This window comes from Variovorax sp. GW821-FHT10C12, assembly GCF_059415405.1.
Genome location: NZ_JBWKNE010000004.1, coordinates 345,323 through 369,984, shown reverse-complemented (window position 1 = coordinate 369,984; position 24,662 = coordinate 345,323). Strand labels below are relative to the sequence as shown.

General features: G+C 67.0%; 21 protein-coding genes and 4 tRNA genes. 15 read left to right on the top strand and 10 right to left on the bottom strand.

Features of this window, described 5'->3' with window-relative positions; all coding sequences use genetic code 11:
- Positions 1–11: 11 nt before the first annotated feature.
- Genes rapZ through AC07OH_RS21090 form a run of 3 tightly spaced genes read right to left on the bottom strand, consistent with a single transcriptional unit; the run spans position 12 to position 3,512 of the window.
- The gene (gene rapZ / locus AC07OH_RS21100; RefSeq protein WP_062476353.1) at positions 12–884 is read right to left on the bottom strand and encodes an RNase adapter RapZ; all 873 of its coding nucleotides are present in this window, start codon (positions 882–884) and stop codon (positions 12–14) included.
- A 2-nt stretch (positions 885–886) separates the two neighbouring features.
- A complete protein-coding gene (gene recN, locus AC07OH_RS21095) occupies positions 887–2,569 on the bottom strand; it encodes a DNA repair protein RecN (RefSeq protein WP_062476288.1) in 1,683 nt (560 codons plus the stop codon).
- Between the two features lie 37 nt (positions 2,570–2,606).
- On the bottom strand, positions 2,607–3,512 hold the full coding sequence (locus AC07OH_RS21090; protein ID WP_062476290.1) for an NAD kinase: 906 nt from the start codon (positions 3,510–3,512) through the stop codon (positions 2,607–2,609).
- Positions 3,513–3,543: 31 nt separating this feature from the next.
- On the opposite strand from AC07OH_RS21090, the gene hrcA reads away from it, so the two are divergent.
- The 5 genes from hrcA (at position 3,544) to AC07OH_RS21065 (ending at position 9,358) form a co-directional block, all read left to right on the top strand.
- Positions 3,544–4,551, top strand: coding sequence for a heat-inducible transcriptional repressor HrcA (hrcA, locus tag AC07OH_RS21085; RefSeq protein ID WP_139702596.1), 1,008 nt, complete (start codon positions 3,544–3,546; stop codon positions 4,549–4,551).
- Between the two features lie 35 nt (positions 4,552–4,586).
- Positions 4,587–4,663: transfer RNA gene (locus tag AC07OH_RS21080), tRNA-Ile, on the top strand.
- 260 nt (positions 4,664–4,923) lie between these two features.
- Positions 4,924–6,051, top strand: a complete 1,128-nt coding sequence (locus tag AC07OH_RS21075) for an efflux RND transporter periplasmic adaptor subunit (protein ID WP_495302001.1) — start codon at positions 4,924–4,926, stop codon at positions 6,049–6,051.
- 19 nt (positions 6,052–6,070) lie between these two features.
- Entirely contained in the window at positions 6,071–9,199 is a 3,129-nt protein-coding gene (locus tag AC07OH_RS21070; protein ID WP_495302000.1) for an efflux RND transporter permease subunit, read from the top strand.
- A gap of 82 nt (positions 9,200–9,281) precedes the next feature.
- A tRNA-Arg gene (locus AC07OH_RS21065) sits at positions 9,282–9,358 on the top strand.
- A 189-nt stretch (positions 9,359–9,547) separates the two neighbouring features.
- Here AC07OH_RS21065 and AC07OH_RS21060 read toward each other — a convergent pair.
- A complete protein-coding gene (locus AC07OH_RS21060) occupies positions 9,548–9,958 on the bottom strand; it encodes an HU family DNA-binding protein (protein WP_070062003.1) in 411 nt (136 codons plus the stop codon).
- A 216-nt stretch (positions 9,959–10,174) separates the two neighbouring features.
- Between AC07OH_RS21060 and AC07OH_RS21055 the strand changes: the two genes are divergently transcribed.
- Positions 10,175–10,251, top strand: a tRNA-Arg gene (locus tag AC07OH_RS21055).
- A gap of 69 nt (positions 10,252–10,320) precedes the next feature.
- Here AC07OH_RS21055 and AC07OH_RS21050 read toward each other — a convergent pair.
- Positions 10,321–10,881 carry a thermonuclease family protein gene (locus AC07OH_RS21050; RefSeq protein WP_495301999.1) on the bottom strand — a complete coding sequence of 187 codons (561 nt, stop codon included), beginning with the start codon at positions 10,879–10,881 and terminating at the stop codon, positions 10,321–10,323.
- Positions 10,882–10,979: 98 nt separating this feature from the next.
- Between AC07OH_RS21050 and greB the strand changes: the two genes are divergently transcribed.
- Positions 10,980–11,561, top strand: coding sequence for a transcription elongation factor GreB (greB, locus tag AC07OH_RS21045; protein WP_495301998.1), 582 nt, complete (start codon positions 10,980–10,982; stop codon positions 11,559–11,561).
- 9 nt (positions 11,562–11,570) lie between these two features.
- Here greB and AC07OH_RS21040 read toward each other — a convergent pair whose 3' ends face one another.
- From AC07OH_RS21040 to AC07OH_RS21025, 4 genes are all read right to left on the bottom strand, one after another.
- Positions 11,571–13,814: a RelA/SpoT family protein gene (locus AC07OH_RS21040; protein WP_095746649.1), complete on the bottom strand. Its 2,244-nt coding sequence runs from the start codon at positions 13,812–13,814 to the stop codon at positions 11,571–11,573.
- A gap of 93 nt (positions 13,815–13,907) precedes the next feature.
- Complete coding sequence (gene rpoZ / locus AC07OH_RS21035; protein ID WP_013543330.1) at positions 13,908–14,111, bottom strand: DNA-directed RNA polymerase subunit omega; 204 nt, start codon at positions 14,109–14,111, stop codon at positions 13,908–13,910.
- Positions 14,112–14,142: 31 nt separating this feature from the next.
- Positions 14,143–14,763, bottom strand: coding sequence for a guanylate kinase (gene gmk / locus AC07OH_RS21030; protein WP_062476362.1), 621 nt, complete (start codon positions 14,761–14,763; stop codon positions 14,143–14,145).
- Between the two features lie 14 nt (positions 14,764–14,777).
- On the bottom strand, positions 14,778–15,701 hold the full coding sequence (locus AC07OH_RS21025) for a YicC/YloC family endoribonuclease (RefSeq protein WP_495301997.1): 924 nt from the start codon (positions 15,699–15,701) through the stop codon (positions 14,778–14,780).
- Between the two features lie 91 nt (positions 15,702–15,792).
- Here AC07OH_RS21025 and AC07OH_RS21020 point away from each other — a divergent pair, with 91 nt between their 5' ends.
- The 7 genes from AC07OH_RS21020 (at position 15,793) to AC07OH_RS20990 (ending at position 22,239) form a co-directional block, all read left to right on the top strand.
- Complete coding sequence (locus tag AC07OH_RS21020) at positions 15,793–16,800, top strand: serine/threonine protein kinase (protein ID WP_056573330.1); 1,008 nt, start codon at positions 15,793–15,795, stop codon at positions 16,798–16,800.
- Between the two features lie 5 nt (positions 16,801–16,805).
- Entirely contained in the window at positions 16,806–17,714 is a 909-nt protein-coding gene (locus tag AC07OH_RS21015) for a PP2C family protein-serine/threonine phosphatase (RefSeq protein WP_062476311.1), read from the top strand.
- 55 nt (positions 17,715–17,769) lie between these two features.
- The gene (gene rph / locus AC07OH_RS21010; RefSeq protein WP_095948810.1) at positions 17,770–18,501 is read left to right on the top strand and encodes a ribonuclease PH; all 732 of its coding nucleotides are present in this window, start codon (positions 17,770–17,772) and stop codon (positions 18,499–18,501) included.
- Between the two features lie 74 nt (positions 18,502–18,575).
- Entirely contained in the window at positions 18,576–19,175 is a 600-nt protein-coding gene (locus AC07OH_RS21005; RefSeq protein ID WP_495301996.1) for a non-canonical purine NTP pyrophosphatase, read from the top strand.
- A 3-nt stretch (positions 19,176–19,178) separates the two neighbouring features.
- A complete protein-coding gene (gene hemW, locus AC07OH_RS21000) occupies positions 19,179–20,441 on the top strand; it encodes a radical SAM family heme chaperone HemW (RefSeq protein WP_495301995.1) in 1,263 nt (420 codons plus the stop codon).
- A 32-nt stretch (positions 20,442–20,473) separates the two neighbouring features.
- Positions 20,474–20,561: transfer RNA gene (locus tag AC07OH_RS20995), tRNA-Ser, on the top strand.
- A 421-nt stretch (positions 20,562–20,982) separates the two neighbouring features.
- A complete protein-coding gene (locus AC07OH_RS20990; protein WP_495301994.1) occupies positions 20,983–22,239 on the top strand; it encodes a hypothetical protein in 1,257 nt (418 codons plus the stop codon).
- A gap of 58 nt (positions 22,240–22,297) precedes the next feature.
- Here AC07OH_RS20990 and AC07OH_RS20985 read toward each other — a convergent pair whose 3' ends face one another.
- Positions 22,298–23,212: an alpha/beta fold hydrolase gene (locus tag AC07OH_RS20985; protein ID WP_495301993.1), complete on the bottom strand. Its 915-nt coding sequence runs from the start codon at positions 23,210–23,212 to the stop codon at positions 22,298–22,300.
- Between the two features lie 299 nt (positions 23,213–23,511).
- Between AC07OH_RS20985 and AC07OH_RS20980 the strand changes: the two genes are divergently transcribed.
- The gene (locus tag AC07OH_RS20980; protein ID WP_495301992.1) at positions 23,512–24,552 is read left to right on the top strand and encodes an AraC family transcriptional regulator; all 1,041 of its coding nucleotides are present in this window, start codon (positions 23,512–23,514) and stop codon (positions 24,550–24,552) included.
- Positions 24,553–24,662: the final 110 nt, after the last annotated feature.

Below are 24,662 nucleotides of genomic sequence, written 5' to 3'. Positions count from 1 at the left end.
CTTCGCCGCCGTCAGGCGTCGAGTTCGCGGTGGCGCTTGAGCGCGCCCCAGCGGGCACCGAAGGCGCGCGCCAGCTGCTCGACCAGGAACACCGACCGGTGCTGCCCGCCCGTGCAGCCGATGGCCACCGTCACGTAGCTGCGGTGGTCGCGCGCCAGCGCGTCGAGCCAGTGCGTCAGGAACTGCTCGATGTCGTCGAACATGCGCGCCACATCGTCGTGCTCGCGCAGCCATTCGATCACCGGCTCGTCGCGGCCCGTGAGCGCGCGCAGCGCCGGCACGTAGTGCGGGTTGGGCAGCATGCGCACATCGAACACGTAGTCCGCATCGAGCGGTACGCCGCGCTTGAAGGCGAACGACTCGAACACCAGCGTCAGCGCGTTCTGCGGCGCCGAGATCAGCCCCTTGATGTAGCTCTGGAGCTGCGCGGGGCGGATGAGGCTGGTGTCGATCACGTCGGCGCCGTCGCGCAGGTCGGCCAGCAGCTCGCGTTCGAGTTCGATGGCCTGCACCAGCACGCGGTGCTGCTCGGGCACGTCGGTGCGGCTTTCCTGGCGCGAGAGCGGATGGCGCCGGCGCGTTTCGGAATAGCGGCGCAGCAGTGCGTCGGTGGTCGCGTCGAGGAACAGCGAGCGCAGCGAGACGCCGTCGGCACGCAGCGCCTCGAGCTGCTGCGGCACGATCGGCAGCGACACGCCGCTGCGCACGTCCATCGCGATCGCCACGCGCGTGGCCTGCTGCTCGTGCTGCAGGGCGATGAAGGCCGTGAGCAGTTCGGGTGGCAGGTTGTCGACGCAGTAGTAGCCGGCGTCTTCCAGCGCGTGCAGCGCCACCGACTTGCCGGAGCCCGACATTCCGGTGATGAGGACGAGGTCGAGATTCATGTTCATGGAGCGGTCGCCGGGGTCTTGTGGCCCAGCATTTCGCGCGCGTGGGCCAGCGAGGTGGCCGACACCTTTTCGCCGCCCAGCATGCGGGCGATTTCGCGGGCGCGGTCGTCGGCGGCCAGGCGCGACACGCCGCTCTCGGTGCGCGGGCCGTCCGTGCCGGCCGCCGTCGTCTGGCGCTTGGCGACCACGAGGTGGTGGTCGGCACAGGCTGCCACCTGGGGAAGATGGGTCACGGCGAGCACCTGGCGGTCGCGGCCGAGCTGCTTCATGAGACGGCCGACGGTTTCGGCCACCGCTCCGCCCACGCCCGCATCGACCTCGTCGAAGATCAGCGTCTGCGCGGCGCCCAGTTCGCTGGTCGTCACGGCAATGGCCAGCGCGATGCGCGAGAGTTCGCCGCCCGAGGCCACCTTGCCGATGGCGCGCGGCGTGCTGCCGGCGTGGCCGGCCACCAGGAACGAAATTTCTTCGAGGCCGGCGCGACCGGGCTGTGCCAGCGGCTGCAGTTCGACGTCGAAGCGCCCGCCCTGCATGCCCAGGCCCTGCATCGCCTGCGTGACGGCCTGGGCCAGGCGCGGCGCGGCCTGCTTGCGGATCTTGCCGAGGGCCTTGGCTTCCTTCATGTAGGCCTGCTGGGTGTTCTGCTCGGCACGCTCCAGGCCTTCGAGGTCGCTTTGCGCGTCGAGCGCCTGCAGCTCCGCCTGCCAGCCGGCCAGCAACGCGGGCAGCTCGGCGGGCGTGCGCTTGTAGCGGCGCGCGAGCGACATCCACAGGCCCATGCGCTCGTCGAGTTCGGCGAGGGTCTTGGGATCGGTGTCGGTGTCGCGCAGGTAGCCGTGCAGCGAGTGGGCCGCGTCCGAGGCCTGCGCCACGCAGGAGGCCAGCACCTCGCCCAGCGTGCGGAATTCGGGCTCGATGTGCTCGCAGTTCTGCAGCAGCGTCGCGGCGCGCGAGAGGGCGGCGAGGGCGCCGTTGTCGTCGTCTTCGAGCGCCTGGCTCGCGCCCTGGGCGGCGTCGATGAGGGCCTGCGCGTTCGAGATGCGCGAGTGATGGGCGGAGAGCTCATCCCACTCGTCGGCACCCGGCGCCAGCTTGGCGACTTCGGAAATCTGCCACTGCAGCCGCTCACGCTCGCGTTGCAGCGAGTCTTGCGCCGAGCGTGCGTGCTCGAGCGCCGAGAGCGCCTGGCGCCAGCTCTGCCAGGCGGCGTCGAGCGCGTCGGTGCGCGCGCCCGCGTAGGCGTCGAGCAGGCCGCGCACGGCCTCGGGGCGGGTCAGGCTCTGCCAGGCGTGCTGGCCGTGGATGTCGAGCAGGCGGTCGCCGAGTTCGCGCAGTTGCGTGGCGGTGGCGGGGCTGCCGTTGATCCAGCCGCGGCTGCGTCCCTGCAGGTCGACCGTGCGGCGCAGCAGCAGGCCGTCGCCGGCCTCGAAGCCGCCTTCGTCGAGCCAGCCGGCCAGGGCCGGGTCGGCGTCGAACTCGGCGCTCACGTCGAGCCGCTCGGCGCCTTCGCGCACGGCACCGGCATCGGCGCGGTTGCCCAGCGCCAGCTGCAGCGCGTCGATCAGGATGGACTTGCCGGCGCCGGTTTCCCCGGTCAGCACCGTGAAGCCGGCGGACAGGTCGAGTTCAAGGGACCGCACGATCACGAAGTCGCGCAGTGCGATGCGTCGCAAAGCCATCTCAGTTCGTCCTCAAGCTGGGGGCGTGGTCCTTCATTCAGGAGCCCCCTTCGTTCCAATGGAGTTTTTTCCGCAGCGTGTCGAAGTAGCTCCAGCCGCGCGGGTGCAGGAAGCGCACCCGGAAGTCGGAGCGGCGCACCACCACGCGGTCGCCGATGGCGAGCGAGGCGAGCGACTGCATGTCGAAATTGGCGCTGGCGTCGCGCCCGCTCACCAGCTCGATCACGATCTCGTCGGCGTCGGGCAGCAGCACGGGGCGGTTGGACAGCGTGTGCGGCGCAATCGGCACCATCACCCAGCCCGGCACCGCCGGATGCAGCAGCGGCCCGCCGGCCGACAGCGCGTAGGCCGTCGAGCCCGTGGGCGACGCGATGATCAGCCCGTCGGCGCGCTGGTTGGCCACGAAATGGCGGCCCACCGACACGCGCATCTCGACCATGCCCGAGGTGGCGCCGCGATTGACCACCACGTCGTTCATCGCGAGCGCGTCGAACACGACGGCCTCGTCGCGGAGCACCTGCGCGTGCATCAGGCTGCGGTGGTCTTCTTCGTATTCGCCGGCCAGCATCGGGATCAGCGTGGCCTGGTAGTTGTCCAGCGGGATGTCGGTGATGAAACCGAGTCGGCCGCGGTTGATGCCGATCAGCGGGATGCCATAGCACGCGAGCTGGCGGCCGATGCCGAGCATGGTGCCGTCACCGCCGACCACGAGGCCGAGGTCGCAGCGCTGGCCGATCTCTTCGACCGACAGCGCCTGGTAGCGCGGGTGGGGCGGTGCGTCGGTGTCCTCGCAGGACGAACGCTCCACGAACACCGTGCAACCCTGCGATTCGAGGAAGGCGCCGATGCCCTCCATCACGCCGTCGCGCGCATCGGCTTGCGCCCGGGCGCCGGAAGCCTGGTATTTGCCGATCAGGGCGACGTGACGAAAGCGTGAGGTCATAGCTCACAAATTACAACACTAAAATCTTGCAATGCTGGACGACCGTGCCAAGTTGCTGTTGAAGACGCTGGTCGAGCGTTACATCGCCGATGGGCAACCCGTCGGATCACGCACGCTCTCGCGGTCGGCGGGGCTGGATCTCTCGCCCGCGACCATCCGCAACGTCATGTCCGACCTCGAGGCGCTGGGGCTCATCGCCAGCCCCCACACCTCGGCCGGACGCGTGCCGACCACGCGCGGTTACCGGTTGTTCGTCGACACCATGCTGACCGCGCAGCGCGAGCAGATGAGCACGCCGAGCCTGGCGGCCGACCAGCCGCAGAAGGTGATCGCCAACGCCGCGCACCTGCTGTCGAACCTGTCGCAGTTCGTGGGCGTCGTGATGGCGCCGCGCCGCGCCTCGGTGTTCAAGCAGATCGAATTTTTGCGACTCTCGGAGCGGCGGCTGCTGGTGATCATCGTGTCGCCCGACGGCGACGTGCAGAACCGCGTGATCTTCCCGGAATCCGACTACTCGCAGTCGCAACTGGTCGAGGCCTCGAACTACATCAACGCGCATTTCGCGGGCCTGACGATCGAGCAGGTGCGCGACCGGCTGCAGTCCGAGGTCGAGAAGCTGCGCGGTGAAATCGCGGCGCTGATGCAGGCCGCGGTGCAGGTCAGCTCCGAAGTGCTCACCGATGCCCAGGCCGACGACGTCGTGATCTCCGGCGAGCGCAACCTGCTGTCAGTGACCGATTTCTCCAGTGACATGGGGCAGTTGCGGCGCGCCTTCGATCTTTTTGAAGAGAAGGCACAGCTGATGCGGCTGCTCGACGTGTCGAGCAAGGCCGAGGGCGTGCGCATCTTCATCGGCGGCGAAAGCCAGGTCGTGCCCTTCGAGGAGCTGTCCATCGTCAGCGCCAACTACGAGGTCGACGGCCAGGTGGTCGGCACGCTGGGCGTGATCGGGCCGACCCGCATGCCGTACGACCGCATGATTCAGATCGTCGACATCACGTCGCGGCTGGTGAGCAACGCGCTGAGCCACCGCAAGTAAGTGGCCGCGCGCGGCGCATAGAATCGGGCCCGCGTGGGCCGTTAGCTCAGTTGGTTAGAGCAGCGGACTCATAATCCGTTGGTCGAGTGTTCAAGCCACTCACGGCCTACCACCACACATTCCCCCTCTGTAGACACTCCGACGAAGGCCTCACTGCGCGGCCTTTTTCTTTGCTGCTGCGAGGGCGCGAGCGGGGCCCGCGGCCGCCGCTGATTTCACCTACGGCAAACACAGGATTCCTTCAGGTTGCAATGCAACATCGAAGGCAGAATGCACCATTTGAGTGCAAATGTAACGAGCCGGGTGATCCCTGCGCGCGCCGCACTGCGATTCCCGATGGCCATGACCCCGCTTTTCAAGCTTCTGCTTCCGATGTCCCTGTTCGCGCTCGCTGCATGCGGTGCCAAGCAGGCTTCCACCACCGATGACGCGCCGCCCGAAGTCGGCGTGGTGGCGCTGCACGCCAGCGACGTGGCTGTGCACACCGAGCTCGCGGGCCGCACGGCCGCCTACCGCGTCTCCGAGGTGCGGCCGCAGGTCAACGGCATCGTGCGCAAGCGGCTGTTCGAAGAGGGCGGCATGGTCCGCGCGGGCCAGGTGCTGTACGAGATCGACCCCGGCCCGTTCGAGGCCGCGCACGAGCAGGCGCAGGCCACGCTGGCCACCTCGCAGGCCACCATCGCCAGCCTGCGCGGCAAGGCCGATCGCTTCGGCGAACTGGTCAAGGCCAACGCCGTGAGCAGGCAGGAACACGAAGAGGCGCAGGCGGCGCTGGTGCAGGCGCAAGCCGGCGTGAAGGCCGCGCAGGCGGCCGTGAAGGCGGCGCGCATCAACCTCGACTTCACGCGCATCACCGCGCCCATCGCGGGACGCATCGGCCGCTCCGCCGTGACCGAAGGCGCGCTCGTGGCGCCGGGCCAGGCGATGGCGCTGGCCACGATCCAGCGGCTCGATCCGATCTACGTCGACGTGGTGCAGTCGAGCCTGGCGTTGACGAAGCTCAAGCGTCGCTTCATCTCGGGCGACATGGCGCCGGCCAGCACCCAGGTGCGCCTGCGCATGGAGGACGGCCTGCCTTACCCGCATGCCGGCACGCTGAAGTTCTCCGAAGTGGCGGTCGACGAGGCCACCGGCTCGGTCACGTTGCGTGCGGAATTCCCGAACCCGCAAGGGCTGCTGCTGCCGGGCATGTACGTGCGCGCGCAGGTCGAGTCCGGCGTGGAGCGCCAGGCCATCCTGGCGCCCCAGCGCGGCGTGGCCCGCAACGAGAAGGGCGAGCCGACCGCGCTGGTGGTGGCGGCCGACAACAAGGTCGAGCTGCGCGCGCTCGAAGTGCGCAGCACCGAGGGCGAGCACTGGGTCGTGACCCGGGGCCTGCGCGAGGGCGACCGCCTGGTGGTCGATGGCCTGCAGCGCGCGCGCCCTGGCGAAAAAGTGAAGCCGGTGCCGGTGTCCACGGCGGGCGCATCGTCCGCCGCCGCGCCTTCGCCGGCCGATTGATCAGAAGCGACAACCTCCCGTGATCGCTCATTTCTTCATCCAGCGGCCCGTCTTCGCCTGGGTCATTGCCATCCTCATCATGCTGGCCGGCGGCGTGGCCATTCGCACGCTGCCGGTGTCGCAGTACCCGGACATCGCGCCGCCGACCGTGGTCGTGTCGGCCAACTACCCCGGCGCCTCGGCGCAGGCGGTGGAAAACAGCGTCACGCAGGTGCTCGAGCAGCAGCTCAAGGGCATCGATGGCCTGATGTATTTCAAGTCGACCAGCAGCGCGGCCGGCTGGGCCGAGATCAACGTCACCTTCCGCCAGGGTATCGACCCCGACACCGCGCAGGTGCAGGTGCAGAACAAGGTCAGCCAGGCCACCAGCCGGCTGCCGCAGGCGGTGCAGCAGCAGGGCGTGACGGTCGCCAAGTCGCAGAACAACTTCCTGCTGATCGTGGCGCTCTACGACGAGACCGGCCAGCGCACCGACACCGACATCGCCGACTGGATGGCCAGCAACCTGCGCGACCCGATCAGCCGCGTCGACGGTGTGGGCTCGGTGCAGGCCTTCGGCGCTGCGTACGCCATGCGCATCTGGCTCGACCCGCACCGGCTGGCCAGTTACCAGCTGATGCCGTCCGACGTCACGGCCGCCATCACCGCGCAGAACACGCAGGTGTCGGTGGGCGAGATCGGCGCGCGGCCGTCGGCGCCGACGCAGCACCTGAACGCCACCGTCACCGCGATGTCGCGGCTGCAGACGCCCGACCAGTTCAAGGCCATCGTGCTCAAGACGCAGGCCGACGGCGCCGTGGTGCGGCTGGGCGACGTGGCGCGCGTGGAGATCGGCAGCGAGTCGTACGCCGAGACCACACGCCTGAACGGCCACCCGGCCGCAGGCTCGGCCGTGATGCTGGCACCCGGCGCCAACGCGCTGACCACCGCCCGCGCGGTGAAGGCGCGCATCGCCGAGCTCGAGCGCTCGCTGCCCGCCGGCCTGCGCGTGGCCTACGCGGAAGACACGACGCGCTTCGTCAAGATCTCGATCCAGTCAGTCATCCGGACGCTGCTGGAGGCCATCGCGCTGGTGGTGGTCGTGATGTTCCTCTTCCTGCAGAACTGGCGTGCCACGGTGATTCCCGCGATCACCGTGCCGGTGGTGCTGCTGGGCACGTTCGGCGTGCTGGCGGCCTTCGGCTATTCGATCAACGTGCTCACGCTGTTCGGCATGGTGCTGGCCATCGGCCTGCTGGTGGACGACGCCATCGTGGTGGTGGAGAACGTCGAGCGGGTCATGCACGAAGAGGGGCTCGATGCGAAGGCGGCCACGATCCAGTCGATGCAAGAGATCACCGGTGCGCTGGTCGGCATCGCGGTGGTGGTGTCGGCGGTGTTCCTGCCCATGGCCTTCTTCGGCGGCTCGGTGGGCGTGATCTACCGGCAGTTCTCGGTGACCATCATCGCGTCGATGGCGCTGTCGGTGGTGGTGGCCATCGTGCTCATCCCGGCGCTGTGCGCACGCTTCCTGAAGCCTGGCGTGCCACCGCGCACGCGTGGCTTCCTGGGGGCCTTCAATCGCCGTTTCGATGCCGCGCAAGGCCGCTATGTGAGCGCGCTGGGCCGCATCCTGCGCAAGCCGCTGCGCTTCACGGCGGTGTATGTCGCCATCGTGGCCGGCATGGGCCTGCTGTACCTGAGCCTGCCCGGCGGCTTCCTGCCGGAAGAGGACCAGGGCAGCGTGATGGTGATCGCGACGCTGCCGGCCGGCGCCACTTCGGGCCGCACCGACGAAGTGAACCGCGCCATCGAAAAGCACTTTCTCGAGACCGAGAAGGACACGACCGACACCATCTTCACGCTCACTGGCTGGAGCTACAGCGGCTCGGGGCAGAACATGGGCATGGCGTTTGTCTCGCTGAAGGACTGGTCCGAACGCGCCAGTGCGGACAAGCGCGCCCACGCCATCGTCGAGCGCGCCGGCAAGGCGCTGGCCAAGCAGCAGCGCGACGCCGAGGTCTTCGGCATGGTGCCGCCGCCCATCGAAGGGCTGGGCGAATCGAACGGCTTCGAGTTCTGGCTGCAGGACACCTCGGGCATGGGCGCCGAGCGGCTGTTGCAGGCGCGCGAAAAGCTGGTGCGCGACGCGAACAAGGACCCGCGCCTGCAGTCGGTGCGCGCCAACAGCGTGGCCGGCACGCCGCAGCTGCAGGTCGACATCGACCAGCTGAAGGCCTCGGCGCTGCGGCTGTCGCTGGACGACGTGAACACCACGCTGGGCATTGCCTGGGGCGGCAGCTACGTCAACGACTTCATCGACCGCGGCCGCGTGAAGCGCGTGTACGTGCAGGCCGATGCGCCGTACCGCTCGGCGCCGGACGACATCGGCCAGTGGTTCGTGCGCGGCAGCACGGGTGCGATGACGCCGTTCTCGGCCTTTGCCACCACGCGCTGGTCGCAGGGCGCATCGCAGCTGGAGCGCTACAACGGCTTGCCCGCGGTGCAGATCCAGGGCGCGGCCGCGCAGGGCATCAGTTCGGGCACGGCCATGGCGGCCATCGAGACCCTCGCGAAGCAGCAGAGCGGCACGGGCCAGGCCTGGAGCGGCCTGTCGTACCAGGAGCGGCTGTCGGGCGGGCAGGCGCCGCTGCTGTTCGCGCTGTCGATCCTCGTGGTCTTCCTGTGCCTGGCGGCGCTGTACGAGAGCTGGTCGGTGCCGGTGTCGGTGATGCTGGTGATTCCGCTGGGCGTGCTCGGTGCGGTGATCGCAGCGGCGCTGCGCGGGTTGTCGAACGACATCTACTTCCAGGTCGGCCTGCTCGCGACCATCGGCCTGTCGGCCAAGAACGCGATCCTGATCATCGAGTTCGCGGAGGCCGCGCTGCGTCGTGGTGTGCCGTTGCTGGAAGCGGTGGCCGAAGGCGCGCGCCTGCGGCTGCGGCCGATCCTGATGACCTCGCTGGCCTTCCTGGCGGGCGTGATCCCGCTGGCGGTGGCCACCGGCGCGGGCTCGGGCAGCCAGGTCGCGATCGGCACCGGCGTGTTCGGCGGCGTGCTTGCGGCAACGGCATTGGGCATCTTCTTCGTGCCGCTGTTCTACCTGCTGGTGAAGCGCATGGCCGCAAGGTTGATGGGGCGCAAGGCGGGTGGAGAACAAGTGGCCTGAGGCCGTCGCATCGCAGGGCCGTGAAGCTTTTTTGGAGGCCTCGCCGGAACAGCGCTTTCGGCAGGGTAGAATTCAAGGCTGCGCGGCTGTAGCTCAGTTGGATAGAGTACTTGGCTACGAACCAAGGGGTCGTGGGTTCAATTCCTGCCAGCCGCACCATCTCTCGAATAGCCTGGAAGAGTTTCTCTTCCAGGCTATTTTCGTTTGGGCCGTCGCAGAGAGGGTTTCGCTGCCCGCATTCACTGCGCGGCAGGCGCCCACAAAAAAAGCCGCCCGAGGGCGGCTTTTTGACGTCGATACAGACAACTGCCAGGCCAAGCCTGCGCAACTGTCGTCGCACCGTTGGTCTTACTTCTTCTTGGCGACGGCCTTCTTGGCGGGAGCCTTGGCGACGACTGCCTTCGTGACAGCTGCCTTCTTCGGAGCGGCGGCCTTCTTGGCAGCAGGTGCAGCAGCGGCCTTTTCAGCCTTGCGCTTGGCGGCCTTGGGGTCGATGGCGGCCTTGAAGGCAGCGCCGGCGACGAACTTCGGCACCTTGGTGGCGGCGATCTTGATCTTGGTGCCGGCCTGGGGGTTGAAGCCCGAGCGTGCAGCGCGTGCGACTTGCTTGAAAGTACCGAAGCCGACCAGCTGGACCGAATCGCCCTTCTTCACGGCAGCGACGACGCTGCTGGTGATCGTTTCGAGGACGCGTGCGGCCTCGGCCTTGCTCAGGTTGTGGGTGGTGGCGATCTTCTCGACCAGTTCGATGCGGTTCATTCAGTATTCCTTGGATGGTATGGCGCCGTGTTGCCTACGGCGGCCCAGGCTTATTCCGGGCGGGGCGGAGTGTACCGGGTCGGAAGGGCCTCTTTGGCACGGCACGGGCCGGATGCGTTGCAACAGGCCCCATTGCAGGCGGTCGTCGTCCGTATTTTCAGCTTTCGATCACAAAGGTTGGGGCGGGCGAAAAAACACGCTATAATCGAAAGCTGTGCGGCTGTAGCTCAGTTGGATAGAGTACTTGGCTACGAACCAAGGGGTCGTGGGTTCAATTCCTGCCAGCCGCACCACTCTTCAAGGGTTAGCTCGTTTTTCGAGCTAACCCTTTTTCTTTGGCCGGTCATTGCAGCGTGCCCGCATCAAGGACGTGCCGGTCGTGCGTCCTTCCAGAGGCCGGCCCGCTTGGCCTTCGCTTCTTCCTCCGCAAATTCGTACTGCCCGCGCTCCTGGGGCGACAGGCGCTGCGCCTGCGCAGGCTGCCAGTGTGCCAATCCGACGGTCAGCAATGCCAAGCCTGCGTCGAGCGCCCTCGGGCCATTGGGGGCTGAATCCGGCGTCACCATCACGCGGCAGACGCGTTCGTGGGCGTGGGATGTGAAAGCGTCGCAGTCGACGTCTGCCGGCTTCAGGCGAACCATGTCGTGCATCTTCTGCCGAGCTTGCTCTGCGAAGGGCTGCCAGGACTTTGGCGCCTCGATGCCCTGCAGGCGCACGCGACGCCACGCATTGGCACTGGCCGCGTCGCCGCATCGGGCGGTCATGGTGTCGCCGCTGTGGATGCTCACGACGAAGCAGGTCTGTGTTCTGGCGTAGGTATCGAAGGGAAGAAAGCCCAGTGCGGCAGCAAGGACCGCGAGAGCGTACAAATGAAGCCCCGCCGAGGCATGGCGACGGCAAGGGAAATGTCCGGTGGCGGTCACGGGGGCTCCTGTCTCCTGGGCATGGCGGTTGCGGCAAACTCACCGGCTTGTAGGGCGCGGCAAGGGCGCCCAGTATTTCCGATTTGAAGGGCTCTGCATTGAACAAGGCATTCACCAAGGAGTCGGACGCCGATGCGGACGACGACGATGACGGCGCAGGCGGCGCCGCACCCGCGCTGCCGGCGGGTAGCAAGAACTACATCACGCCCGAGGGCTACGCGCGCCTGCGCGACGAACTGCTGCAGCTGATGGACGAGGAGCGCCCCAAGGTCGTCGAGGCCGTGCACTGGGCCGCGAAGAACGGTGACCGCTCCGAGAACGGCGACTACCTCTACGGCAAGAAGCGCCTGCGCGAGATCGATCGGCGCATCCGTTTCCTCGGCAAGCGGCTCGAGATCGCGGAGATCACCGATCCGTCGGTGCACCATGGCCGCGACCAGGTCTTCTTCGGCGCCACGGTCCGCTACGCCGACGAAACCGGCGAGGAGCGCAGCGTCACGATCCTCGGCATCGACGAGGCCGAGAGCGCCAAGTCGGAGGTCAGCTGGATTTCACCGATCGCGCGTGCGCTGCTGAAAGCGCGCGAAGGCGACGTGGTGAAGCTCGTGACGCCCGGCGGGGCGCACGAGGTGGAGATCCTGTCGGTGAGCTACCCGGCGCCGCGCATGCCGGCGAACTGACGAAGAAGGTCAGGGCGCCGGAATCGTCCGCGCCGCGGTCAGCACCGACGCGGTCCGGCGCGCGGCGCGCAGCACGGCATCGAGGTGCGTGCGGTCGCGCACCGCGATCACGAAGCGCAGGTCGGTCGAGTCCTGCGGGGTCTCGTCGGCCATTTCCACGTGCGTGATGTCGGCCTCGGCATCGGCCAAGGTGGCCGCCACGCGGGCCAGCACGCCCTTGTCGTTGCGCACGGTGATGACCACGCCGGTCTCGAAGGCACGCGTGGGCTCGTCGGCCCACTCGACCGCGAAGAAGCGCTCGCTGTCCTTGTTGCGCAGGCGCTGGCCCACGCCGCAATCGTCGGTGTGCACCACCAGCCCTTCGCCGTGCCCGAGGTAGCCGACGATCTGATCGCCGGGGATGGGCCGGCAGCACTGGGCGAAGCGAACGGAGGAGTTCTCGCTGCCATCGAGCGTCACGGCGCCTTGCGACACGGCCTCGTGCGAGGTGAAGCGTTCGCGGCTGAGCAGCAGGGCGTCGGGGCGCTCGCCGATCTCGGCCAGCAGCGCCATGAGCCGCTTGGCGACGATGCTCGCGATGCGCTTGCCCAGGCCGATGTCGGTCAGCAGCTCGGCGCGGGTGCGGTTGCCGGTGAAGCGCAGCAGCTTCTCCCACAGTGCCTGGTGTTCGTCGTCTTCCTCGGGCAGTTTGCCCAGGCCTTCGGCGCGCAGCGCCTGCGCCAGCAGCTTCTCGCCCAGGCCTTCGGACTCGGCATGCGCCAGCGTCTTCAGGTAGTGACGGATCTTGGAGCGTGCCCGGCCGGTGCGCACGAAGCCCAGCCACGCGGGGTTGGGTGTGGACACGGGCGCGGTGATCACTTCGACCACATCACCGTTCTTCAGCTCGGTGCGCAGCGGCACCTGGTCGCCGTTGATGCGCGCGGCCGAGGTGTGGTCGCCGATGTTGCTGTGAATGGCATACGCGAAGTCGACCACGGTGGCGCCGCGCGGCAGCGCCATGATCTGGCTCTTGGGCGTGAAGACGTAGACGGCGTCGGGGAACAGGTCGACCTTGACGTGGTCCCAGAACTCGGCGGCGTCGCGTGTTTCGTCCTGGATGTCGAGCAGCGACTGCAGCCACTTGGTGCCCAGCCGGTCGTTGCTCGCGGCATTGGGCTCGGCGGCCTTGTAGAGCCAGTGCGCCGCCACGCCCGATTCGGCCACCACGTGCATGGCCTCGGTGCGCAGCTGGAACTCCACGCTCACGCCGGCAGGGCCCACCAGCGTGGTGTGCAGCGACTGGTAGCCGTTGAGCTTGGCGATCGCGATGTGGTCCTTGAACTTGCCCGGCAGCGGCTTGTACATCTGGTGCAGGATGCCCAGGCCGGTGTAGCAGGCGATCACGTTCGGCACGATGAGCCGGAAGCCGTAGATGTCGGTGACCTGCGCGAAGCTCAGGTGTTTTTCTTCCATCTTGCGGTAGATGGAATAGAGCGTTTTCTCGCGGCCCGCGATGCGCAGCGTCATGCCGGCGGCGGAGAAGGCCGTCTCGACCTCTTTCTGCACCTTCTGGATCAGGTCGCGTCGTCGTCCGCGGGCCTTGGCGACGGCCTTGGCCAGCGTGGCGTAGCGCCAGGGCTTGAGGTGGCGGAACGACAGGTCCTGCAGTTCGCGGTAGGTCTGGTTCAGGCCCAGCCGGTGCGCGATGGGGGCGTAGATCTCGAGCGTTTCACGCGAGATGCGCGCCCACTTCTCGCGCGGCGCATCGGCCAGCGTGCGCATGTTGTGCGTGCGGTCGGCCAGCTTGACCAGGATGACGCGCACATCGCGCGCCATGGCCAGCAGCATCTTGCGGAAGGACTCGGCCTGGTTTTCTTCGCGCGTGTTGAACTGCAGCTTGTCGAGCTTGGTGAGCCCGTCGACCAGTTCGGCAACCGGCGCGCCGAAGCGCTCGATGAGTTCCGGCTTGGTGACCCCGCAGTCCTCGATGGCGTCGTGCAGCAGCGCGGCCATGAGCGCCTGGGCGTCGAGCTTCCACTCGGCGCACTGCGCCGCCACGGCGATGGGGTGGGTGATGTACGGCTCGCCACTGTTGCGCAGCTGCCCGAGGTGGGCCTCGTCGGCGAAGCGGTAGGCCCGGCGCACCAGCTCGGTGTCTTCGGGGCTCAGGTAGTCGAGGCGGGCCGTCAGCGCGGCAAAACTCGCGGCGGCCGCGTTCAGCGCCGCCGGACTCGGTTTCGGCGTGGGGGACGGAGGTTTGGCGACCGCGCTCATGGCTACCACTTTAGCGTGACCGCTCTGTGGACGCGTCCAGACGTAAAAAAAGCACCGCAATGCGGTGCCTTTTCGTTGCGGGGCTGCGTCAGATCAGCCCGGCACTTTCTTGAGCATCTCGATGCCGATCTTGCCTTCGGCGATTTCGCGCAGGGCCGTGACGGCGGGCTTGTTCTTGCTCTCGATCTTGGGTGCGTGGCCTTGGCTCAGCATGCGCGCACGGTACGTGGCGGCGAGAACGAGCTGGAAGCGGTTCGGGATCTGAACGAGACAATCTTCGACGGTGATGCGGGCCATGATGAATTCTTTCGGTCGGTGAGCGGGGATTTCAAGGGATGTTCAGTGCGGCGAACGTATCGGCACGTGCTCTGCGCTGTGCGGAATACCGGAGCCGCTGCGCGTGGACGATCGCCTTGAGATCGAAAAGTGCGCGCTCAAATAACTCGTTGATTATAACGAAATCGAATTTTCCGGCCTGGGCCATCTCTTCGGCCGCGTTCTTCAGGCGCAATTCGATCACCGCCGCACTGTCCTCGCCGCGCCGTTCGAGGCGGGAACGCAGCTCCTCCCAGCTGGGCGGGAGGATGAAGATCATGACCGCGTTGGCAAAGGTCTTGCGGATCTGCAGTGCGCCCTGGAAGTCGATTTCGAGGATCACGTCGGTGCCCAGGGCCACCCGCTCCTCGACCGCCTTCTTCGACGTGCCGTAGCGGTGGCCGTGCACGTGGGCCCATTCGACGAAGCCGTCGGCCGCGATCAGGGCGTCGAATTCGCTCGGGGAAGCGAAAAAGTACTCCCGGCCGTGCTTTTCCTGCCCGCGGGGGGGGCGCGTGGTGTGGGACACCGAGGGTTGAACGGCCGAGTCGAGCTCCATGAGCGCCTTGACCAGGCTCGATTTTCCAGCGCCGCTGGGGGCGGCGACCACGAAGATATTGCCGGGGTAGTCCATGGGTAGGCTCGTCGTCATTCGATGTTCTGCACCTGCTCGCGCATCTGTTCGATGAGGACCTTCATGTCCACGCCGATGCGCGTGAGTTCCAGGGCTGCCGACTTGGAGCCCAGGGTGTTGGCTTCGCGGTGAAGTTCCTGGATCAGGAAATCCAGCCGCTTGCCGATCTCGCCGCCCTTCTTGAGCAGCCGCTCGATCTCGTCGAGGTGCGAATTCAGCCGCGTGAGCTCTTCCGCCACGTCGATGCGGATCGCGAAGGCGGTGGCTTCGGTCAGGGCGCGGTCCTGGGCGGCTTCGGGCAGCGTGCCGCCCGTGCCGGCGGTCAGGCCCATGGCCTCCTGCCAGCGCTCTAGGAAGCGGGTGCGCTGCTGTTCGACCAGTTGCGGCACCAGCGGGCCAGCCTGCAGCACCAGTGTGCGCAGCTGCGCCAGGTGCGCTTCGAGCATCTTGGCCAGCCGGGCGCCTTCGCGCTGTCGGGCGGAGATCAGGGCCTCCAGGGCCTTGCCTGCCACGTCGAGCAGGTCGGGGCCCCAGTCGCCGCGCGTGGCACCGTCGCCGCCGGCCAGCCGCAGCACGTCGGCCACGCTCAGCTCGCGGGCGCCGGGCAGCCAGGCGCGGATGCCGTCCTGCACGCCGTTCAGCCGCTGAAGCAGCTTGACGGAGGGCTCGACCACGCCCGCCTGGGACGTGTTCTCGATGGCCGCGCGCACCTCGACCTTGCCGCGCTTGAGCCTGGCCGTGAGCAGCTCGCGCAGCGCGGTCTCATGCTGGCGCAGCTCCTCGGGGAGCTTGAAGGTGAGGTCGAGAAAGCGGCTGTTGACCGAGCGGATTTCGACCCCGAGTCGGCCCGCGGCGGAGGGCCGTGCATCGGCTTCGGAGTGGCTGCCTGCGGGGCCGTTCTGGCCGCTGGCATAGCCGGTCATGCTGTAAACTGGCATTGCGCCTCACTGTGGTTTTGCTTGCAAGCACCGAGGCGTCGGTACAGCGTTCGCTTGCCGCACCATCGCCTTCGGGCGAAACTCCCGGATTATGTCAAAGGTCAAGCCTACGCCCCTGTTGCCCGATACGGTCATTGGCGGATATCGCGTTGTTCGCCGGCTTTCCGCGGGCGGTTTCGGCGTGGTCTACCTCGCGATCGACCCGAACGGCCAGCAGGTCGCCGTCAAGGAATACCTGCCTTCGTCGCTCGCCACCCGGGGCCCCGGCGAGCTGGCGCCGCAGGTGCCGCCCGAGAAGCTGTCGCTGTACCGCCTGGGGCTCAAGAGCTTCTTCGAAGAAGGCCGCTCGCTCGCGCAAATTTCGCATGCGTCGGTGGTCAGCGTGCTCAATTTCTTCCGCGAAAACGAGACCGTCTACATGGTCATGAACTACCTGGAGGGCGCGACCCTGCAGGATTTCGTGGTCACGGCACGCGACCTGAAGCGGCAGAAGGTGTTCCGCGAATCGACCATCCGTTCGCTGTTCGACGAAATCCTGCGCGGCCTGCGCATCGTCCACCAGTACAAGATGCTGCACCTGGACATCAAGCCCGCCAACATCTTCGTCACCGACGACGACCGCGCCGTGCTGATCGACTTCGGCGCCGCGCGCGAAGTGCTCAGCAAAGAGGGCATCTTCATCCGCCCGATGTACACGCCCGGCTTCGCCGCCCCCGAGATGTACCGGCGCGATTCGTCGATGGGCCCCTGGACCGACATCTACGCCATCGGCGCCTGCATCTACGCCTGCATGCAGGGCTACCCGCCCAACGACGCGCCCCGGCGCATCGAGAAAGACCGCCTGAGCCTGTCGCTCTCGCGCCTGCGCGGCGTGTACTCCGACAACCTCATCGAGGTGGTCGAGTGGTGCATGTCGCTCGACCCGCTCTCGCGCCCGCAGTCGGTGTTTGCGCTGCAGAAAGAACTCAGCCGCGAAGGTGAGCGCCGCTACACCAAGCTCACGGTCGGCGAAAAGGTACGCCTGTCGATCGACAACATCCGCTCCTTCGACAAGAAGAGCCTGCCGCGCGCCGCCGCGCCCACCACCCGTCCGGCCTGATCGACATGAAGTTCTCCGTGTTCCAGGTCAGCCGCAAGGGTGGCCGTCTCAAGAACGAAGACCGCATGGGCTACTGCTACACGCGGGAGTCGGGCCTGTTCGTGCTCGCTGACGGCATGGGCGGCCACCCTGAAGGCGAAGTGGCGGCCCAGCTGGCGCTGCAGACCATCGCCGCGCTGTACCAGCGCGAGGCCCGCCCCACCGTGAAGGACGTGAAGGCCTTCCTGGCTGAATCGGCCATGTCGGCGCACCAGCAGATCATGCGGTACGCGAGCCACAAGGCGATGCTCGACACGCCCCGCACCACCGTCGTCGCGGCCGTGCTGCAGAACGCCACCGCCACCTGGTTGCACTGCGGCGACTCGCGCCTCTACGTTGTGCGCGACGGCCGCCTGCTGACCCGCACGCGCGATCACTCGCATGCCGAGCGCCCCAAGCCTCACGGCGCCACCGACGCGCCCGTCAACCGCAACCTGCTGCTGACCTGCCTGGGCTCGCCCACCACGCCGCTGTTCGACGTGTCGGCGCCGCTGCCGCTGCAGCGCGGCGACCGCCTCATGCTGTGCTCCGACGGCGTCTGGGGCGTGCTCGACGACGCCGTCATCGTGCACACCCTCTCGTCCGGCAAGCCCGTGTCCGACGCCGCGCCCGACCTCGCCGAGATGGCGCTGCGCAAGGGTGGCGCCCACAGCGACAACGTGACGCTCATCGCGCTCGAGTGGGAAATGCCCGAGACGCCCGGCGACGACCGCGGCGTGTCCACCGAAACCATCGACGACGGCGTGTTCGCCTCGACCATCCAGGCCGGCATGCCGTCCGACAGCGAGATCGACGACCTCGACGAAGACGCCATCGAGCGCTCCATCGCCGAGATCAACGAAGCCATCCGCCGCTCAGCCGCCCGCAAGACCTGATCTCCTGATCGGGTCTCGCGGTTTTTCTTTTTCTTTTTCGGTTTCCTCCAGACACATGACTGCTTTCACACGAAGCGGCGGCCGCGCCGCCGACCAGCTGCGCCCCGTGCGCATCACCCGCGGTTTCACCATCCACGCCGAGGGCTCCGTGCTCATCGAGTTCGGCCAGACCCGCGTGCTGTGCACCGCCTCGGTCGAAGAAAAGGTGCCGCCGCACAAGAAGGGCAGCGGCGAAGGCTGGGTCACGGCCGAATACGGCATGCTGCCGCGCGCCACCCACACCCGCAGCAGCCGCGAGGCCGCCAAGGGCAAGCAGACCGGCCGCACGCAGGAAATCCAGCGCCTCATCGGCCGCTCGATGCGCGCCGTGTTCGACCTCGCCGCTCTGGGCGAACGCACCATCCACCTCGACTGCGACGTGCTGCAGGCCGACGGCGGCACGCGCACTGCGGCCATCACCGGCGCCTTCGTGGCCGCACAGGACGCCGTCGACAAGCTGCTGGCCTCCGGCGCGCTCAAGACCTCGCCCATCAAGGGCCAGGTGGCCGCCATTTCGGTGGGCATCGTCGACGGCACGCCGCTGCTCGACCTCGAGTACACCGAAGATTCGGCCTGCGACACCGACATGAACGTCGTCATGACCGGCGCCGGCCACTTCGTCGAAGTGCAGGGCACGGCCGAAGGCGTGGCCTTCACGCGCGAAGAAATGAACCTCCTGCTCGGCCTGGCCGAAAAGGGCATCGGCGAGCTCGTGAGCCTGCAGCAGCAGGCCCTGCTTTCGAACTGAACGACCGACGACCACAACCACTAGCTACTGGCGCCCGCCCATCCATCGGGCGCTACAGCCATCTTTGACTTTCCATGAAACTGGTTCTGGCTTCCAACAACGCGGGCAAGCTCGCCGAACTCCAGCAGCTGTTTGCCGAGCTGTCCGTCACCCTGGTGCCGCAGTCGGCGCTGGGTGTGGGCGAGGCTGAAGAACCCTTCCGCACCTTCGTCGAGAACGCGCTCACCAAGGCGCGTCATGCCAGCGCCGCCACCGGCCTGCCGGCCATTGCCGACGACGCCGGCCTGTGCGTCGACGCCTTCGGCGGCCTGCCGGGTGTCGACACCGCCTACTACGCCACGCAGTTCGGCTACGCCAAGGGCGATGCCAACAACGTGAAGGCGCTGCTCGAACAGCTCGACGGCGTGGTCAACCGCCGCGCCGCGCTCGTCAGCACGCTCGTCGCGCTGCGTCGCCACGACGACCCCGAGCCGCTCATTGCCGTCGGCCGCGTGGTCGGCGAGGTCGCGCCCGCGCCCATCGGCGACAACGGCTTCGGCTTCGACCCCGTCATGTACCTGCCGAGTTTCGGCAAGACCTTCGCCCAGCTGCCGCCCGACGTGAAGAACGCCAACAGCCACCGCGGCCGCGCCGCGCAGGCCATGCTCGCCCTGATGCGCGAGCGCTGGTTCTGACCCATGGCCACCGTCTTCCCGATCCAGCCCGCCCAAGCCGGCGGCGCCCCCCAGGCCAATGACGTGCTGCACTGGATGCGCCCCGGCCCGTTGCAACTCGCCGCGCTGCCGCCGCTGTCGCTGTACATCCACCTGCCGTGGTGCCTGCGCAAGTGCCCGTATTGCGACTTCAACTCGCATGAGTGGCGCGCCACGAGCGAGGCCGACATCGACGGCCTTCCCGAAGCCGCCTACATCGACGCGCTGATCGCCGACCTCGACGCCGCGCTGCCGCTGATCTGGGGCCGCACCGTCCACACCATCTTCATCGGCGGCGGCACGCCCAGCCTGTTCTCGCCGCAAGCCATCGACCGGTTGCTCGGCGACGTGCGCGCGCGCCTCAAGCTCGCCCCCGAGTGCGAGATCACCCTCGAGGCCAACCCCGGCACCTTCGAGCGCAACCGCTTCCGCGCCTACCGCGCGGCCGGCGTCACGCGCCTGTCGGTGGGTGTGCAGAGCTTCAACGACGAGCACCTGACGGCGCTGGGCCGCGTGCACGACCGCGCCCAGGCCATTGCCGCGGTCGAAGAAGCCGCGAGCGCCTTCGACACCTTCAACCTCGACCTGATGTACGCCCTGCCGGGCCAGACCATGGAAGGCCTCGACGCCGACCTGACCCAGGCGTTGGCGCTGGCGCCGCCGCACATCTCGATCTACCACCTCACCATCGAGCCCAACACCTGGTTCGCCAAGTTCCCGCCCACGCTGCCCGAGGACGACATCGCCTACGCCATGCTCGACCGCATCACCGAGCGCACGGGCGCGAGCGGCATGTCGCGCTACGAGGTCTCGGCCTATGCGCGCGACGGCCACCAGTGCGCGCACAACCTCAACTACTGGCAGTTCGGCGATTACCTCGGCATTGGCGCCGGTGCGCACAGCAAGCTGAGCTTTGCGCACCGCATCGTGCGGCAGGTGCGTTATCGCGAACCGCGCCTCTACATGGAGAACGCGCGCGCCGGTGCAGCCGTCTCGCAGAGCGACGAAGTGGCACTGGCCGACCTGCCCTTCGAGTTCATGCTCAACGCGCTGCGGCTGAAGCAGGGTTTCACGCTGCCCCAGTTCAGCGAGCGCACGGGCCTGGCGATGACGTCGATCCAGCGCGGCATGGAAGAGGCCGAGCGCAAGGGGCTCGTCGCACGCGACCTGTTCCGCGTGTGGCCCACGGAGCGCGGACTCGACTTCCTGAGCGATCTGCAGACGCTGTTCCTGCCCGATGACGAGTAAGGCTGCGCCGTCGGCATAAAATCGACGGTTCCGGAGAGTTGGGTGAGTGGTTTAAACCAGCAGTCTTGAAAACTGCCGACGTGAAAGCGTCCGTGAGTTCGAATCTCACACTCTCCGCCAGAATCTATTTTTGGCAGTTCTTGAAAGTCCCGCGCAGCTAATGCGACGGGACTTTATCTTTGAGGGGCGCTCCTTTTTTGAGTCTAGGGAGACAGCGCGCCGTCACGAAGTCAGGGATTCGGCCGTCGCCAGTGCGATCGATGGCATCGGGCGCAAACTCCCAAAGGGAGGCCGGATGGCGCGCCACGCGAAACTAGCAAGGGACTCAAAATCCCCTACCGGATGAAATGCCGCCGGACGGGGGATTTGAACCCCCAACCTCATGGACGGGCGGCCCCTGTTCATGTGGATTTCGATTCTGGAATCAAGGCTCGTGTGAGAAACACGCGGCTTCACGATGTGCCTGCGCGCGCTCCTCATCATGAAAAATCCAGCGTATCGCTGGTTAGGATTGCTGGCCTAGCGTTAATCCTCCGAGTCCATGGCTGCAACTGAAAAGCGCTTTCCCAGAGCATTGTTCAAGAAGAAGCTCATCCGGCTCTGCGAGCGGCTGGACGCCTGCAGCACTCACACGCTGTCGTTCAAGCATTGGTTCTTCGAACGTCCGGAATCCTGCACTTCAACAGCCAAGAATCTCTGGGTGGTCGGTTCGTTTGCTCGCGGGGCGCTCGAATGTGGCGATCTGGATGTGGTCGTGGAGGTCGACTCCGTTGGCCCCGAGCCCCCTGAACGAACACTGATGAAGACGCTTTGTGGCTCGCTTGCCTTCGTTCGTTGTTATGCAGGCACTCCTGCGAAGAATTCGTCTGGCATCGAGTTCCCCAACCCGGTGCTCATTTGGACCGGGTCCGGTTGCCATTGGCGAGCAGCGCTCGATGCAATCGTTCCCGACCCAACCGCAGGGCGGGCGAAGCGGCCGATCGATGCCTTACCGTTTCGCGTGGACCAGTTGGATGCTCACGTCGAACAATTGGAGGAACTGCTCAAGCTTCGGCGCAAAGGCATCATTGAGTGGAACTTCATCGCGTTCGATCGGAAGTCACTCGTGCCGATGCTCAGCGAGGATTTCAGGGAGTCTGAAAAATACGTCGCCCGGTGCATTGAGCTGGCACTCGTCAGCAAGAAGACTTCCCGTCTTCTGCCACCTCTGACGCAAGCGATGCGAGAGATCGAGCCCAGTGGTGAGTGGCGCTCTGCGTTCGGACGGCGCACCAAGGCGTGGTGTGGCAGCACCCTCCTGCTGCTGGGCAGACCAGGCACAAGCATTCATCTGTTCGATGATGATCCACAGCTCCGCCAGCTCGGACTCGTCCCTCATCTCAGCGTTCGAGGCCCCAACGGAATTTGGCTCATTCGCCGCGGTCGCAACCACCCCGACACAGTAGCTTTGGCGAGAGTAAATGCCTTTTTCCTTGTCGAGGAAGGCAGGCCCTGCATCGTCACCTGCATGGACGCCACCTCAGGAAACTACCGGGAAGCTGATGTCCTCGAACTATTCCCGAGCCGTGCGGATGCCCAGCAGGGCATTGACGACTGGAATGAAGGAATGCAGCCCGAGGAGCAGTCCTTCCCCGACGTGGTCGAGGTGAATGGAAGTGAACTATTGAGGCTCACCGGCCTGTGCGATGTCGTGCAGATCGGTGAGACGGACTTCCCAATGACTCACCGTGGCGCAGCTCTTGTAGGTTCACAGAAGCTGGCAACACTCACGGACATCGCTGCTGTACTGCTTCAATAACGATGCCAGCCCACAATGGGCAACCTGCGCGATGTCATGCGCGTCGATGTCGAATCGATCAGCGGCCCTCGACCGCATGCCCCGCAATCGCATCGATCACCGGCGCCCACGTCACCTTCGGCAGCGCGTGGCCCATGCCCTCGATGGTCACCATCCGCGCGCCGGGCACGTGGCGCGCCACGTCCTTCCCGCATTCGATCGGCACCAGCGGATCGACATCGCCATGGATCACCAGCGTCGGCGCCTTCAGCGACGCCAGCCGTTCCCTGCGGCTGCCTGACGCGATGATGGCCGCGAGCTGGCGTGCGTAGCCGGCCGGGTGCAGGCCGCGTTCGAAACTGCGTTCCGCGCGCGCGGCATCGAGCGCCTCTTCGTCCGGATGCGAACCGGCGCGCAGCACCTTCATCACCTGCTGCTGGCGCGCGATGTAGCCGTCGCGGTCCAGTGGCGTGGGCGTGAGCAGCACCTGCAGCGCCTGCGGTTGGGGCGGCGGCAGGTCGGGGGCGCCGCTAGTGGCCATGATCGACACCAGCGTGCGCACGCGCGCCGGATGGCGCAGCGCGATCTCCTGGCCGATGGCGCCGCCCATCGAGGCGCCGACGATGTGGGCGCGATCGATGCCCAGCGCGTCGAGCAGGCCGACCGCATCGGCGGCCATGTGGGCCAGCGTGTACGGCACCTGGCTCGCGCTCACCGGCACGCCGGCCAGCGCCTGCCCGAGCAGCTTGGCCACGTCGGGAATACCCGCGGCGCTCAGGCGCGTGGACTGTCCGATGTCGCGGTTGTCGAAGCGGATGACGCGGTAGCCGCGACCGGCCAGGCGCTCGCAGAAGGCTTCGTCCCACGCAATCATCTGCGTGCCCAGGCCCATGATGAGCAGCAGCGGTGATGCTGCCGGATCGCCGAAGCAGTCGTAGGCCAGCTCGATGCCGTTGGACGAAGCGAACGAAGGGGAAGAGGGGTCGCGTTGCATGGGGCGTGGCGGTGAAAAGGAAGGGGAGAGAAAGGAAGAGAAGCGAAAGGCAACCGTCGCGCGTTGCGCTTTGTGCCCTGCGGCCGGGACGGTGCTTCGTCGACGATCTTTCCGTGGGGCACCAGCGTGAGAAAGGTTCGTTCAGACCAACCGGGAGTGACTTCGGGACAATTTGGCGCTATCGGGAAACTCCGAGTCTGCGCGTGCAGAACGCTTCGATATCCTGCGACGACCTTGGAGTGCGAGGCCAGTGGCGGCCTCGCCATCGAAGGCATGTGTTCTGAAGGGATTGAATCGTCGTGCATCGTTCGCCACCCGACTTCGCGTCACGCGTCTACGGACCCCAGCGCGTCGCAGCCATCGTCGCCACCCTGGTCGAAGAAGGCATCGCACCGGAACAAACCCTGAGCGGAAGTGGCCTGACGGAAGATCAGCTGCGCGCACCGGCAACGCGGATTTCCTACGAGCAGGCGGCCGTGGTCTTCCGCAACGCGGTGCGTCTGGCGCCCGGGCCCACCATCGCCTTCCGCGCGGGCATCCGCATGCACCTCACGGCCTACGGCATGTACGGCTACGGGTTGCTGAGCAGCCCCACGCATGCCGACCTGATGGACTTCACCATCAAGTACAACCGCGTCATGGGCCCCGTGGCCGGGCCGGTGTCGTACACCTGCAGCGGCGGCACCGCGGTGCTGCCCTACGAGGTGCTGCTGTCGTCCGACCCGCAAGACCCGCTGTACCGCTTCGCGCTCGAGTTCGCCTTTGCGGTGCACCTGCGGCTGGGACGCGATCTCTTCGGTCCGTCGTTCGGCCTCTGCGCACTGCACGTGCGCTTTGCCGAGCCCGAGGACCTGAGCGCCTACCGCACGCTGTTCGGCTGCCCCGTGGCGTTCGGCCAGCCGCGCGATGAACTGCATGTGGGCTCGCCGTGGGTCGGCCATCCGTCGCGGCTGCCCGACTCGGTCACGCATGCGATGGTGAGCGAGATGTGCCAGCAGGTGCTGGCCGATCTGCCGCGCTCGGGCGGTGTCTCGTCGGTGGTGCGGCGCACGCTGATCGACCACATGCCGTGGCGCTTTCCGACCATCGAGCCGATGGCTTCGGAGCTGTCGATCCATCCGCGCACCTTGCGCCGGCGGCTCGAGACCGAAGGCACGACCTACCGCGGCATCCTGGCCGACGTGCGCCGCGTGCTGGCCATCGAGTACCTGCGCACCACGCGCATGACGACCGAGGAAATCGCCGAGCGGCTGGGCTACAGCGACGCCTCGAACTTCCGCCACGCCTTCGTGCGCTGGACCGGCCGCAGCCCGCAGGACTACCGCGCGGCGAAGGCCTGAGCTTCGCCTGCGCGATGCCGCATCGGCATCGTGAATCACCGCTGATTCGCACGCGCGCGCCCTCGTTCGGCGTTCGCGTGGCCATCGATCCACACATCTGTTCGCAGTTG